General features: G+C 57.0%; 15 protein-coding genes. 5 read left to right on the plus strand and 10 right to left on the minus strand.

Annotated elements, in window-relative coordinates; all coding sequences use genetic code 11:
• Positions 1 to 10 precede the first annotated feature (10 nt).
• The 8 genes from tolQ to Q0931_RS08280 form a co-directional block, all read right to left on the minus strand.
• Entirely contained in the window at positions 11 to 697 is a 687-nt protein-coding gene (gene tolQ, locus Q0931_RS08245) for a protein TolQ (RefSeq protein ID WP_299259130.1), read from the minus strand.
• Between the two features lie 11 nt (positions 698 to 708).
• Positions 709 to 1,113, minus strand: coding sequence for a tol-pal system-associated acyl-CoA thioesterase (gene ybgC, locus Q0931_RS08250; protein WP_299259132.1), 405 nt, complete (start codon positions 1,111 to 1,113; stop codon positions 709 to 711).
• A gap of 5 nt (positions 1,114 to 1,118) precedes the next feature.
• Complete coding sequence (gene ruvB / locus Q0931_RS08255; protein WP_299259134.1) at positions 1,119 to 2,165, minus strand: Holliday junction branch migration DNA helicase RuvB; 1,047 nt, start codon at positions 2,163 to 2,165, stop codon at positions 1,119 to 1,121.
• Positions 2,162 to 2,800: a Holliday junction branch migration protein RuvA gene (gene ruvA / locus Q0931_RS08260; protein ID WP_299259136.1), complete on the minus strand. Its 639-nt coding sequence runs from the start codon at positions 2,798 to 2,800 to the stop codon at positions 2,162 to 2,164. The genes ruvB and ruvA overlap by 4 nt, the downstream gene beginning before the upstream one ends.
• Before the next feature lie 77 nt (positions 2,801 to 2,877).
• Positions 2,878 to 3,414 (minus strand): crossover junction endodeoxyribonuclease RuvC, encoded by a 537-nt coding sequence (ruvC, locus tag Q0931_RS08265; protein ID WP_299259138.1) that lies wholly within the window; start codon positions 3,412 to 3,414, stop codon positions 2,878 to 2,880.
• Between the two features lie 28 nt (positions 3,415 to 3,442).
• Positions 3,443 to 4,201 carry a YebC/PmpR family DNA-binding transcriptional regulator gene (locus tag Q0931_RS08270; RefSeq protein WP_299259140.1) on the minus strand — a complete coding sequence of 253 codons (759 nt, stop codon included), beginning with the start codon at positions 4,199 to 4,201 and terminating at the stop codon, positions 3,443 to 3,445.
• A gap of 139 nt (positions 4,202 to 4,340) precedes the next feature.
• Positions 4,341 to 6,119, minus strand: a complete 1,779-nt coding sequence (gene aspS, locus Q0931_RS08275; RefSeq protein WP_299259194.1) for an aspartate--tRNA ligase — start codon at positions 6,117 to 6,119, stop codon at positions 4,341 to 4,343.
• 100 nt (positions 6,120 to 6,219) lie between these two features.
• Positions 6,220 to 6,462: a zinc ribbon domain-containing protein gene (locus Q0931_RS08280; RefSeq protein ID WP_299259142.1), complete on the minus strand. Its 243-nt coding sequence runs from the start codon at positions 6,460 to 6,462 to the stop codon at positions 6,220 to 6,222.
• Between the two features lie 200 nt (positions 6,463 to 6,662).
• On the opposite strand from Q0931_RS08280, the gene Q0931_RS08285 reads away from it, so the two are divergent.
• The 5 genes from Q0931_RS08285 to Q0931_RS08305 all read left to right on the plus strand — a co-directional run bounded on the left by Q0931_RS08285 (position 6,663) and on the right by Q0931_RS08305 (position 11,747).
• Positions 6,663 to 7,604, plus strand: a complete 942-nt coding sequence (locus Q0931_RS08285) for a D-2-hydroxyacid dehydrogenase (protein WP_299259144.1) — start codon at positions 6,663 to 6,665, stop codon at positions 7,602 to 7,604.
• A gap of 171 nt (positions 7,605 to 7,775) precedes the next feature.
• On the plus strand, positions 7,776 to 8,375 hold the full coding sequence (locus Q0931_RS08290; protein ID WP_299259146.1) for an undecaprenyl-diphosphatase: 600 nt from the start codon (positions 7,776 to 7,778) through the stop codon (positions 8,373 to 8,375).
• Positions 8,376 to 8,566: 191 nt separating this feature from the next.
• Positions 8,567 to 9,523 (plus strand): nucleoside hydrolase, encoded by a 957-nt coding sequence (locus Q0931_RS08295; protein ID WP_299259147.1) that lies wholly within the window; start codon positions 8,567 to 8,569, stop codon positions 9,521 to 9,523.
• Between the two features lie 27 nt (positions 9,524 to 9,550).
• Positions 9,551 to 10,318 (plus strand): trehalose-phosphatase, encoded by a 768-nt coding sequence (gene otsB, locus Q0931_RS08300; RefSeq protein WP_299259148.1) that lies wholly within the window; start codon positions 9,551 to 9,553, stop codon positions 10,316 to 10,318.
• 28 nt (positions 10,319 to 10,346) lie between these two features.
• Entirely contained in the window at positions 10,347 to 11,747 is a 1,401-nt protein-coding gene (locus tag Q0931_RS08305) for a trehalose-6-phosphate synthase (RefSeq protein ID WP_299259149.1), read from the plus strand.
• 63 nt (positions 11,748 to 11,810) lie between these two features.
• On the opposite strand, the gene yccX is transcribed toward Q0931_RS08305, so the two are convergent.
• A complete protein-coding gene (yccX, locus tag Q0931_RS08310; RefSeq protein ID WP_299259150.1) occupies positions 11,811 to 12,092 on the minus strand; it encodes an acylphosphatase in 282 nt (93 codons plus the stop codon).
• 93 nt (positions 12,093 to 12,185) lie between these two features.
• Positions 12,186 to 13,103 (minus strand): LysR family transcriptional regulator, encoded by a 918-nt coding sequence (locus tag Q0931_RS08315; protein ID WP_299259151.1) that lies wholly within the window; start codon positions 13,101 to 13,103, stop codon positions 12,186 to 12,188.
• Positions 13,104 to 13,201: the final 98 nt, after the last annotated feature.

Genomic DNA, 13,201 nt, shown 5'->3' on the forward strand with positions numbered 1-13,201 from the left:
GGAGCGCTCCTCAGGTGTTCTCGCCGGTACTGCGGTTTTGCAGATTGCGATGCAGGAAGGCATGAAACTCTTCGGCAAAGTTCTCCATGCGAACCATCAGCTTGTCCGCCTTGTGGGTCAGACGGTTGTAACCGATATTGGCGGGAATGGCTGCGAAAAGGCCCATGGCCGTGGCGACCAGAGCTTCAGCAATCGCCGGTGCAATGGTACCCAGTGATACCTGCTGGGCACCACCGAGTGCCTGAAAGGTGCCCAGAATCCCCCAGACCGTACCAAAAAGGCCCACATAGACGGCAGATGAGCTGATAATGGCCAGTATCGCCAGATGGGTAGTCAGCCGCTCTTCTTCCCGCGAGACAGATACGCGCATGGAACGCTCAACGCCTTCGAGTACGGCATTGTGGCTGCGTGATTTAGGCAGCAGTCGATTGAACTCACGAAATCCCGAGCGGAAGATATGCGCAGCGCCCTGCGGGTTATCGGCAGGAACTTCCCGATAAAGCTCGTTGAGATCAACCCCTGACCAGAAATGCGACTCGAACTCATCCAGATCCCTCTCGTCACGCTTCAGGGCAAAGGCTCGCTGAAAGATCAGCACCCACGAAAGAACAGATGCAGCCAGCAGTATCAGCATGATCAGCTGAACGATCAGGCCAGCATGAAAAAACAGCGAAATGATCGACATTGAATCGTTCACGAAAAACCTCTTCAGGCGTTCTGGGAATCAAGCGTCATGGCCGAAAGCAGATCTTCGGGCCAACGAGCTGGTTTGTAACGTGTTGCATCGATACAGGCAATATCGACCATGCCGCGGAAAAGAAGTTTTCCATCTCGCATGACATGTTGCTCAAATGCCACGGTGCAGTGGCGCGGCGTTCCCGCCACGGTCTCAACGGTCAGAAGATCATCCAGCTGTGCCGGCAGGCGATACTGGCATTCCAGACGACGAACGACCAGCGCAACATTGCGCGCCAGCAGTGAGTTTTGATCGAAACCTTTCGCCCGCAGCCATTCAGTACGGCCGCGTTCGAGATAATTGAGATAGTTGGCGTGATAGACGATACCGCCGGCATCGGTATCCTCGATATAAACGCGTAGATCAAGAGAGGTCATACCGTTCAGGGCTCCACCGTTGCCGCACCATCACCGACATCCGGAATGTCATCTGTCGGTGAAAGGTCAAAATGTAGATAGGCCAGGCGCGTCACCATACGACCACGTGCCGTGCGCAGCATGAACCCCTGCTGAATCAGATAGGGCTCAAGGACATCCTCGATGGTGTCACGCTCTTCACTGATCGCCGCGGCCAGGCTTTCCACCCCTACCGGACCGCCGTCAAACTTCTCGATCATGGTCAGAAGCAGCCGTCGGTCCATGTGATCGAGCCCGTGACGATCCACATGCAGCATATTAAGCGCCTTGTCCGCCACATCAGCCGTCAGTCGACCATCGCCCCGTACCTGAGCAAAGTCACGTACACGGCGCAGCAGCCGATTGGCGATACGTGGCGTCCCCCGCGCACGACGCGCGACTTCAATGGCGCCGCCCTCATCGGCGTCGAAATCCATGAGACGGGCACTGCGGTTCACGATATGGGTCAGCTCGTCGATATTGTAAAACTCAAGACGCTGCACGATACCAAAGCGGTCTCTTAGAGGTGCCGTTAAAAGCCCCGCGCGGGTCGTTGCCCCCACCAGCGTAAAGCGCGGCAGATCCAGTTTGATGGAGCGCGCTGCCGGCCCATCGCCGATCATGATATCGAGCTGAAAGTCCTCCATCGCCGGATAAAGCACTTCCTCCACGGCAGAAGACAATCGGTGAATCTCATCGATAAAGAGCACATCGCCCGGCTGGAGATTGGTCAGCATGGCGGCAAGGTCACCGGCCTTTTCAAGCACCGGGCCCGAGGTCGATTTGATATCCACCCCCATCTCGCTGGCAATGATATGGGCCAGCGTGGTCTTGCCAAGTCCGGGGGGGCCGAAGATCAGCGTATGGTCGAGGCTATCCTCACGCTGACGCGCGGCCGTGATGAAAATATCGAGCTGTTCGCGCACCGGCGCCTGCCCGATATAGTCATCGAGCATGCGCGGCCGAATGGCATGATCTACTCGTTCTTCATCGGGACGCTCGGCCCCGGCAATGAGCCGGTCGCTTTCAATCATGATGTTCTGCCTTTCCCGCTGCGTGTTTCACTACCGGCCAGCCGGTCGGAAAGCGCCATCTTGATCAACGCCTCGGTAGACTGCAGCGTATCAAGCCCCGATAGCATTCTGGCGGCTTCGGTCGGCTTGTAACCCAATGCAATCAGTGCGGCTTCAGCATCAGCATGGTTGTCGCTTTCCAGTGGCAGCTCGGCTTCTTCAACGCCCTGAGCCACCTGTTCGAATTCGGGCCAGTGCTTGAAGCGGTCCCGCATTTCGATGATCAGCCGCTCGGCCGTTTTCTTGCCCACGCCCGGCAGGCGCATCAGCGTTTTAGTGTCATCTTCCATGACACTTTTCATGAACTGCTGACGCTCCATGCCGGACAGGATGGCCAGTGCCAGTCGAGGGCCGACTCCCGAGATCCTGATCAATTCACGAAAGAGACGACGCTCAGGCTCGTCAATAAATCCGTACAGCAGATGGGCATCCTCGCGGACACTCAAGTGGGTATAAAGACGTACTGATTCACCTGGTGCCGGCAGTGCCAGCAATGTGTTCATGGAAGCTTCAAGCTCATACCCGACCCCATGAACATCGACCACGATCAGAGGCGGTTTCTTTTCAAGCAGTTGCCCGTGCAGACGACCTATCATGCGTTGTATATCCAGACAAGAAAGATAAACGAAAAAAGGGCATGGTTTTCAAATGCCATCGGGAGTGAAATACCACATCAGGGTCGATAATGACGCCAGCTGGATGAGCGCGATCTTGTTGAACGTGCCGGCGCCGGCATGGTCAATGCACCGCGGCTGGTAAAAAAGTGCGTCAGCGCAATGGCCAGGGCGTCAGCGGCATCTTCCTGGGGAAGGCCTGAAAGCTTGAGCGTTGACTGTACCATATGCTGCACCTGCGTCTTGTCAGCCCCCCCGCTCCCCGTCACCACCTGTTTGATGCGTCGGGCGGCATATTCATGGACCTCAAGCCCATGATTGGCCGCACAGACAATGGCCGTACCGCGAGCCTGCCCCAGCTTCAGGGCGGAGTCGACGTTTTTGGACAAAAACACCTGCTCGATGGCCACTTCACCGGGGGCATACTGTGCGATGACTTCCGCCACACCGGCATACACCTGCGCCAGTTTCTGGGCAAGCGTCGAGGCTTCAATCCTGATACAGCCACTGGCGACATAGCACGGCACCGCCCCCGAAACATCGATAACGCCAAATCCGGTACGACGCGACCCCGGGTCGATGCCCAGAAGCATCATGAGGCTCTCCGCGACAAGTCAGCGACGCTCATGACGCCTCCTCGAGCGCCTCAAGCACATGGGGCTCGAAGTCGGCATTGGCATACACGTTTTGAACATCATCCAGGTCTTCCAGCCGGTCAAACAGCGCCACGATCTGACGCGCTGTCTCGACATCATCGATGCCTGAATAGCTATCCGGAAACATCCCCACTTCACTGCGCATCACTTCAATACCCGCCTGATCGAGCGCGTCCCTGACCAGGCCAAATTCACTGGGGGTAGTGACGACCTCCAGAGTGCCATCGTCTCGAGACTGCACATCTTCGGCCCCCGCCTCCAGAGTCGCCTCGATAACCCTGTCTTCCGGGATACCAGAAGGCAGCACAATACGGCCCTGCTTGTGGAAGAGAAAAGCAACCGAACCACTCGTCCCCAGATTACCGCCGTACTTGTTGAAGGCGGAGCGTACTTCCGAGACGGTCCGGTTGCGATTGTCACTCATGCACTCGACCAGAATCGCCACGCCATCCGGCCCGTAGCCTTCGTAGACCAGTTCCTCCATGGCATCGCTGTCGCTGTTGCCGGCACCACGCGTGATGGCACGCTCAATGGTGTCGCGCGTCATGTTGTTGGAAAGCGCCTTGTCGACGGCTGCCCGAAGCCGCGGGTTGTCCTCGACAACACTGCCGCCCTGGCGCGCCGCCACGGACAGCTCACGAATCAGGCGCGTAAAAACCTTGCCCTTTTTGGCATCCTGAGCCGCCTTGCGATGTCTGATATTGGCCCATTTACTGTGTCCGGCCATGAAATGACTCCTTCAACCGCTCGCCACCGCTGGTGCAATGGCGTCATACAAAAATACGGGTGTGCAAGGCACACCCGTATTAACCCTAACACTCCCGGGAATGGGCAACAGAAACGTTTCGTTTCAGATTGCCCGCCAATCAGGAGGTTGTGCTATCAGACGCTTTCTGGCGCAGGCGAATGTGCAACTCCTTGAGCTGCTCATTGCTGACCGTACCGGGTGCCTCGGTCATCAAACAGGCCGCACTCTGTGTTTTGGGAAAAGCGATCACATCACGTATGGTGCGCCCACCGGTCATGAGCATCACCAGTCGGTCAAGTCCGAAGGCAAGACCGCCATGGGGCGGTGCGCCGTGCGCCAGACCATCCAGCAAAAAGCCGAACTTCTCGCGGGCTTCCTCATCGCTGATACCCAGAGCTTCAAACACCTGACGCTGCATGTCCTGATCGTGAATACGAATCGAACCGCCACCCAGCTCGGTGCCGTTGAGTACCATGTCATAGGCGCGAGAAAGCGCGTTTTCAGGATCACGCTTGAGCGTTTCCGGGTCACAGGACGGCGCCGTGAACGGGTGGTGCAACGCCGCCAGGCGGCCACTGTCATCACGCTCGAACATCGGAAAATCAACGACCCACAGCGGTGCCCAGGGCTTCGTGTAGAGATCGAGGTCCCCACCAAGCCTGACGCGCAGGGCACCCAGCGCTTCGTTGACGACCTTCGCGCGATCGGCGCCGAAGAAGAGAATATCGCCGTCTTCTGCACCTGCACGGTCCAGCAGCGTCTCGATCACGCCTTCCATGAACTTGACGATGGGCGACTGGAGACCTTCAATGCCTTTCGAGCGATCGTTGACCTTGATCCAGGCCAGTCCGCGGGCGCCATAGATACTGACAAATCTGGTGTACTCGTCGATCTCCTTGCGGGAAAGCTTCGCACCACCGGGCACCCTGAGTACGGCAACACGACCATCTTCGGCATTGGCCGGGCCCGAAAAGACCTTGAAGTCGACATCCTTCATCAGATCGTCAACGTCGACAAATTCCAGCGGAATGCGCAGGTCAGGCTTATCGGAGCCATAAAGGCGCATGGCGTCATGCCAGGTCATCCGTGGGAACTGTGGCAGTGACACGTCAAGCACTTCTGCGAACAGACGGCGGATCATCTCCTCGGTGATGCCCATGACATCGTCTTCCTCGACAAAGGAGGCTTCGATATCGATCTGGGTGAACTCCGGCTGACGGTCGGCACGAAGATCTTCATCACGAAAGCACTTGGCGATCTGATAATAGCGGTCAAACCCGGCCACCATCAGCAGCTGCTTGAACAGCTGCGGCGACTGCGGCAGCGCAAAGAACTCACCGGCGTGCGTACGGCTGGGCACGAGATAGTCACGTGCGCCCTCGGGCGTGGCCCGGGTAAGAATGGGCGTTTCGATATCCAGAAAGCCGTTGTCTTCAAGGTAGGCACGAACGCTGTGCGTGATACGTGAGCGCAGACGCAGGCGATCGATCATTTCCGGACGACGCAGATCGATATAACGATACTTGAGGCGAACGTCTTCACCCACCTTGCCATGCTCGTCGAGCTGGAAAGGCGGCGTCACGGCCGTGTTAAGCACCTCGACACTGGTAGCAAGTACTTCGATCAAACCCGTCGGCATGTTGGCGTTCTGGGTACCTTCCGGACGCATGCGAATACGACCGGTAATACGCAGTACATACTCACTGCGGGCTCGATCTGCATTGGCAAAGGCATCCGGCGTATCCGGATCGACCACAACCTGTGCAATGCCATCACGATCACGCATGTCGAGGAAAATCACCCCACCATGATCGCGGCGGCGGTGAACCCAACCGCAGAGTGTGACTTCCTGATCGACAAGGCTTTCGTTTAGCTGGCCGCAATAATGACTGCGCATTTTTAATCCTGTGTTGTAACGCTTGATGTAATGCCTGAGCTGTTTTGGTGCCGAATGCAGCTCTGCTGCATTCGGCATGGGTCAATTCCCCGTGACAACGTCAGCTGTCTGACGTACTGCTCTTGTCGGATGTGCTGTCACCGGCAAGGTTACGACGACCGGAGCTTTTGAAATCGGTCTCGTACCACCCGCCACCCGAAAGCCTGAAACCCGCCGCTGAAATCAGACGCTCGAGTGCGCCCTTGTGACAGGACGGGCATTCCACCAGAGGAGCAGCATCCATCTTTTGAATCTTTTCAAGGCGCGTACCGCAGGCGCGGCACTCATATTCATAAATCGGCATGGTCTTTCATACCCGATATTTGATGTTACTGCAGGCGCCCTCGAGCGACCTGCCCCTGCCGGGAAACAATAGCCATTGAATGGCAGACATTATTCCCGATGTTTTATTGACGCATCAGTGTAGTGACACGACGATACAACGTTATACAAGGCACGCATTATAGCGCGGCTCACATCATGATGGGCAAGGAGTGGACACCCATGAAGGCAGTAATTCTCGACAGCGACACACTGGGAAGCGACATTGATCTTTCTCCCGTTTCCAGCCTGACCGAGCAGTTCGACTGCTGGGGTACCACACGTCCTGAAGACGTTGTTACACGCCTTGAAGGCGCTACCATCGCCATTACCAACAAGGTCATCATTGATGATGCCATCATGGCCTCACTGCCGGATCTGCGCATGATCGCCGTCACGGCCACCGGTACCAACAATATCGATATGCAGGCCGCCCGCGAACGCGGTCTTACCGTAGCCAATGTCACAGGCTACGGCACACAAAGTGTCGCGCAGCACACACTCATGATCATGCTGGCGCTGGCCACTCGCCTGCCCCGCTATCAGCATGATGTGGCTGACCACCTCTGGGAACAGGCCCCCTCCTTTTGTCTGCAGCATCACCCCACGATGCAGCTGGCCGGCAAGCATCTGGTACTGGTGGGCAGCGGTGAGCTTGGTCAGGCCGTAGCGCAACTGGCCCGGGCGTTTGGCATGCGGGTAAGCTTCAGCGCACGTCCCAACGCAGAGCGCGACGAGCGACCCACGCTTGAAGCATTGCTGCCGGAAGCCGACGTGGTCTCACTGCACTGCCCGCTGACGCCTGACACTCATCATCTCATTGGCAAAGACCAGTTAAGGCTGATGAAACCTCATGCCCTGTTGATCAACTGCGGGCGCGGCGGCCTGATTGATGAACAGGCGGCCCTGGAAGCGTTGAGGCACCAGCGGTTGGGCGGGCTGGGCGTTGATGTTCTGCCGGTAGAGCCACCTCGCGAAGGTCATGACCTGATCGAGGCACTGACGCAGACACCACTCAATCTGATTGTTACCCCTCATAATGCATGGATAACACCGGAGGCCCGGCAAAATATCGTGACGCTGACAGCGGATAATATCCGTCTTTTTTTAGCGAATCATTTATGAGCATGAGGGATTCAAAAGAGGATAACGGTATAAAATTTACTGATTGATCACGTTATTACCTCGAAAATAAATTTTGGGGCTCTGCAGCAATTGGCATAATACTTTGGTTCAAGATCGTGGCTCATTACAGGCCAAAGCCCATCAACGATTCTGCAGGTATGTGATAACAGCATGGAAGCCCTCAATCAGCACCTTTTTCTTGCCCTCAACGCACAGCCACACAGCCAGCCACTGGTGATCTGGTTTGCTATTGTCATGGCCAAATATGCCATTTTTTGCCTTCCCATGATCATGATCAAGGGCTGGCTGGGCAAGAGCGAGGAGCGTCACAAGATGATGCTGACGGCACTCCTGGCGACCGTTGGCGCTCTGTTGATCAACAATTTGATTGGTTCCATGATCTGGTATCACCCTCGCCCCTTCGTGATGCCGCTGGGTCATACACTGATTGCGCATGACCCTACACCCTCCTTCCCCAGCAATCACATGACCATTATCTCGACGGTGGCCTTCAGCTTTATCCTGCGACCAGCCCTGCGCAGGATGGGCGTTGCGCTGGCGGTACTGGCCCTGCCCATTGCCTGGTCACGCATCTTTCTGGGCGTCCACTTTCCGCTGGACATGCTGGGCGCAGTCGTCGTTGCCGGTCTGGCATCCCTCATGATGCTCTGGCTGCAACCGCTGTATCTTGAAAAGCTTTACGGCCTGACACGAGGGTTATATCGCCTTGTTTTTGCACCATTGATCGCCCGTGGTCTGCTGCATCGATAGCACGATCCCGCATTTCAAAAGCCCGCTTTCAGGCGGGCTTTTTTATGTCATCGGCTTTCTTCCCGGGGATCGGCTACGCACGGACACGGAACTTATGTCAGACTTGCATCACAGTATTTTCAGCGACTTAAAGAAATGCGGCCGCCCCAGGTACGGCAGTTTCCTTTCAGCGACAGACGTGGAGGACTTTCATGACACATACCATCATCTTTGACACTGACCCGGGCGTAGACGATGCCCAGGCCATTGCGCTGATCATGGCGCATCCGGACATCGAGGTGCTGGGTCTGACCACCACTTTCGGGAATGTCCGGGTCGAAACCGCTACCCGCAATGCCCTGCTGCTGACAGAACTGGCCGGTCAGAAAATTCCGGTTGCTCAGGGTGCGGATTACCCACTGGTGAAAACGCCCTATCCGGTACCGGCCCATATCCACGGCGCCGACGGGCTGGGCAATCAGACGCTCAGCGAGCCTTCGGGACAGATCGAGCCAATCAGTGCCGCACAGTTCATCGTGGAAAAGACCCGCGAGCGCCCGGGGGAAATCACGCTGATGGCCGTAGGTCCTCTGGGCAATCTGGCCATGGCCATTGCCCTTGATCCGGACGTCGTCAACCGCATCAAGCAGGTCGTGATCATGGGCGGTTCGGCAGCTCGAGGCGGCAACGTCACACCGCTGGCCGAAGCCAATATTTTCTCCGATCCGCACGCCGCCAAGCGTGTCCTGACGGCGGATTGGCCGCTGGTCATGGTAGGGCTTGATGTCACCCTCGATACGGTCATCACGCCGGATCGCATGGCGCGTATTGCAAAGGGTCAGGGTGCTCTGGGCGAAGTGCTGTCGCACAGCTATGACTTTTATGCCGACTTCTATCGCAGTGCCATCGGCCTTGACGGCTGCTGCCCCCACGACAGCTGTGCCGTCGCATGGCTCATCCATCCGGAATTTTTCGAGTCCGTGACCGGGCATCTGGATGTCGTGACAGAAGGGGCTGCGGAAGGCCAGACCATCTTTGCACCGGCAGAGCGCCAGTACGTCAGCGATCGCTGGTCAAAAACACCGGCCGTACAGGTCTGCATGAAAGTGGATGGTGACGCAGTCTCGGACTGGATCGAGCAGACACTGACCTCATCGTCCAACGCATAATAGCCGTCACGCCATGACAGGAAGGTAATGGTGAATACAATAGGCAAGGATGTACCCGACCTGCCTGCACGCGATCAGGCGTGGGCCCTCTTTCTGGATCTCGATGGCACACTGGTCGATCTGGTAGACCATCCTGACAATATCGTCGTCGATGATGCTCTCAGAGCACGCATTGAAACCCTCACCGACCTGCTGGACGGTGCGGTGGCGGTTATCAGCGGTCGGGCCATCGATGATCTGGACAAACACCTGCATTTGCCCACGCTTGCCATGTCGGGCCAGCATGGCGCTGAATGGCGTAATAGCCAGGGTGATCGTCAGATTGCCGGTGACCATCAAAAAGCACTTGAAGCCGTGCGTCAGCAGATCAAGGAACAGGTAGAACGTGATGATGCGCTCTATCTGGAAGACAAGGGTGCCAGCATTGCCCTGCATTATCGCCATCGGCCCGGGGCAGGCGATATGCTCAAGCACAACCTGGGCTCAATGATCGATGAATATTCCGATCTTCTGGAACTTCATCAGGGCAAGTTCGTGTTCGAAATCAAGGGTCAGGGCTATGACAAGGGTGTGGCCCTTGAACGCTTTCTGGCCATACCGCCATTCGCAGACCGATGCCCGATATTTATCGGTGATGATCGAACCGATGAAGACGGCTTTCGCGTCGTCAATGCGCATCAGGGCATGGCCATCAAGGTCGGCACGGGCGACAGCCTTGCCGACGGGCGACTGACGGATCCCAGGGACGTACATGCCTGGCTTGATCAATGGATTACGCTGCTGCAGCGCCCATGAAGGCATCACAGATTTCACGGAGGAAACCTTGAAACAACTGATCGTAGTGTCCAATCGCGTCCCCTCGCCCGACAAGGACAGTGGCAGTCAGGGCGGTCTGGCAGTAGGCGTCATGAATGCCCTGAGCCGTACCCGGGGGCTATGGATGGGCTGGAATGGCCAGCTGATCGATGACGCAGAGCAGCATGCGCCTCAAAGCTATGAAAACGAGGGCGTGCAGTTTGCCACCTTCCCGCTGACCGAGCAGGAGCACGAGCTTTTCTACGTTGGCTATTCCAACGAAGTACTCTGGCCCCTGTTCCATTACCGCTCGGACATGGTCGAGTACTCGCGCGAAAAGGATGCCGGCTATCAGCACGTCAACGAGCGATTTGCTCGTCAGGTGGCCGGTCAGATACCGGAAAGTGGCGAGGTCTCCATCTGGGTCCACGACTACCAGCTGCTCTCGACCGGCCATTATCTGCGCATCATGGATGTGGAATGCCCGATCGGCTTCTTTCTCCACATCCCGGTGCCGCCATGGGAGATCTTTCGTACCCTCCCGCACCATGAGCGCATGATCGAGCATCTGTGCGCCTATGACACCATCGGCTTCCAGACGGCTACCGATCTCAGGCATTTTCTCGAAAATGTCGAGCGCAGCGGCGTTGCCACCGTCGAAGGTAACACCGTGATGTTTGATCATCGGCGCATCAACACCGGTGTTTTTCCCATTTCAATCGATGTGGATACTGCCCGCGAGATGGCAGAAAAGGGCGAACAGTCTTCGCGCAGCCACCGCCTGAAGGAATCCCTCCAGGGTGGCCCCCTGATCATCGGCGTGGACCGTCTTGATTACAGCAAGGGGCTCTACAAACGCTTTCAGGCCTTCGAGCAGCTGCTGGAAAACACCCATACACGTTACGGCAATGTGACCTACCTACAGATTGCCCCGCTGTCGAGAACCGGTGTGGAGCGTTATGCCAGCCTGCGCCGCGAGCTTGAACGCATTGCCGGTCACGTCAATGGCCGCTTCTCGACCTATGACTGGATGCCCCTGCGCTATCTCAATACGGGCTATGACCGTGAAACCCTGATGGGCTTCATGCGCCAGAGCCGTGTCGGGCTGGTCACGCCGCTGCGTGATGGCATGAATCTGGTGGCCAAGGAGTATGTCGCGGCTCAGGACCCGGAAGACCCGGGTGTACTACTGCTGTCGAATCTGGCTGGCGCTGCTGAAGAGCTGGACGGCGCCATGCTGTGCAACCCCTTCGATGTCGAAGAGATGGCCGACATGCTCGATGCAGCGCTTTCCATGTCGCTGGAAGAGCGCAAGGAACGCTGGCAGCGACTGCACAAGGTCATCAGCACCTACGATATCCATCGCTGGGGAGAAAGCTTCATCACCGCGCTGGATCAATCGGCAGCGGCTCGCCACGCTGATCGGTAGTCATCAGAACCAGATCAGGCCAGTCAAAACGCCATGTCGAAATGACATGGCGTTTTTTTGGACTCAGGCAAAAGTATCCTGGTCGGTTCGAAAATCAGACCATGACTGCGGCGCAATCTCCTCACTTGTCACCTGATCAACCCGAGCAGAAGGTGGCCCTTTTCGAAGCCAGTTGCTCAGGGCAGTAACGGCGGTGTCGCTGCCTGCCATGCCGACTTCGACGCTGCCGTCATCGCAGTTACTGGCATAGCCGAGCACACCAAGTTCACGGGCACGATGCGCCGTCGCCTGACGAAACCCCACGCCCTGAACATGACCAGTGACTCGAGCCTTGATGTATCGCATGACACTCTCCTTTAACGGATGGTGCCCTGAAGCCTGGCACAATCGCACCAGAGGCTCGCCAGAAACCCCCGCAGTCTACATCGTGTAGGCAGACTACATCTTGAGAAAGTCGCGCGGGAGCTTTTGCAGTTGATGCCACAGCCGCTCGACGTCGGGCTTGTGTACCAGCGAGCAGCGATAGAGCCGGATATCCAGCGGAATATTCCATTTTTCATCGCCGGCACGCACCAGTTTGCTGGAAGCCAGCTCCTCATGGATGCAGAAATCAGGGATCCACGCCATGCCCACACCCTGCAGCGCCATACCCTTGAGCCCCTCGGCCATGGCGGTTTCATAGATGGTTCGCAGCCGTAGCCGCAGTGGGTCATTTTTCAAAAGCATATGGACGCTACGCCCCAGAAAGGCCCCCTGGGTGTAGGCCAGGTGCGGAATGCTGTCACCGCTTTCGAGATTGAACAAGGGGTTGCCCTGAGCATCCGGTACACACACGGGCAGCATGCAGACCTGACCGATGGAAAAAGAGGGAAATACTTCGCTATCGAGCTGCATGGTGGCATAGGGATCATGATAGGCCAGCATCAGATCACAGTTGCCATCGCGCAGAACATGGATGGCGTCACCGACATTCATCGCCATCAACCGCGTTGGCAGCTCTCCCACCCCCTTTTGCAGCCGGGAGATCCAGCGCGGAAAAAAGGCCAGTGCCAGAGAATGAGCTGCTGCAATATCAAGCGCCTCATTGGCAATATTGAGTCCGCGCAGATGACTGATGCTCTCGTTGAGCTGCTCCACCAGGCTGCGAGCGGTCACCAGAAAAAGCTGGCCTTCGGGTGTCAGGCTGACAGGCGTAGTAGAGCGGTCGACCAGCATGACACCGGTGGCTTGCTCAAGCGCACGAATGCGACGGCTAAAGGCAGGCTGAGTGACGTGGCGGCGGCGAGCGGCGGCGGAAAAGCTGCGCGTGGCATTGAGTGCCACAAAGTCTTCCAGCCATTTGGTTTCCAGATTCAACGCGTAGTACCTGCTTTTTTAGGTTCTTCGTCACTTCATGTGGATTTGGCCTGATCGAGCAGGCGGCCCACCGGACTGCCGATCAGGTAGATCATCGC

It is taken from the genome of uncultured Kushneria sp., assembly GCF_947497025.1.
Classification (GTDB): Bacteria; Pseudomonadota; Gammaproteobacteria; order Pseudomonadales; family Halomonadaceae; genus Kushneria.

What these genes read in the sequence shown, in the direction of transcription:
- Q0931_RS08295 (WP_299259147.1), top strand. Translation starts at nt 8,567, where the DNA reads ATGACACATACCATCATCTTTGACACTGACCCGGGCGTAGACGATGCC.
- ruvC (WP_299259138.1), bottom strand. Translation starts at nt 3,414, where the DNA reads ATGATGCTTCTGGGCATCGACCCGGGGTCGCGTCGTACCGGATTTGGC.
- yccX (WP_299259150.1), bottom strand. Translation starts at nt 12,092, where the DNA reads ATGCGATACATCAAGGCTCGAGTCACTGGTCATGTTCAGGGCGTGGGG.
- Q0931_RS08280 (WP_299259142.1), bottom strand. Translation starts at nt 6,462, where the DNA reads ATGCCGATTTATGAATATGAGTGCCGCGCCTGCGGTACGCGCCTTGAA.
- Q0931_RS08270 (WP_299259140.1), bottom strand. Translation starts at nt 4,201, where the DNA reads ATGGCCGGACACAGTAAATGGGCCAATATCAGACATCGCAAGGCGGCT.
- Q0931_RS08285 (WP_299259144.1), top strand. Translation starts at nt 6,663, where the DNA reads ATGAAGGCAGTAATTCTCGACAGCGACACACTGGGAAGCGACATTGAT.
- otsB (WP_299259148.1), top strand. Translation starts at nt 9,551, where the DNA reads ATGGTGAATACAATAGGCAAGGATGTACCCGACCTGCCTGCACGCGAT.
- ybgC (WP_299259132.1), bottom strand. Translation starts at nt 1,113, where the DNA reads ATGACCTCTCTTGATCTACGCGTTTATATCGAGGATACCGATGCCGGC.
- ruvA (WP_299259136.1), bottom strand. Translation starts at nt 2,800, where the DNA reads ATGATAGGTCGTCTGCACGGGCAACTGCTTGAAAAGAAACCGCCTCTG.
- ruvB (WP_299259134.1), bottom strand. Translation starts at nt 2,165, where the DNA reads ATGATTGAAAGCGACCGGCTCATTGCCGGGGCCGAGCGTCCCGATGAA.
- aspS (WP_299259194.1), bottom strand. Translation starts at nt 6,119, where the DNA reads ATGCGCAGTCATTATTGCGGCCAGCTAAACGAAAGCCTTGTCGATCAG.
- Q0931_RS08290 (WP_299259146.1), top strand. Translation starts at nt 7,776, where the DNA reads ATGGAAGCCCTCAATCAGCACCTTTTTCTTGCCCTCAACGCACAGCCA.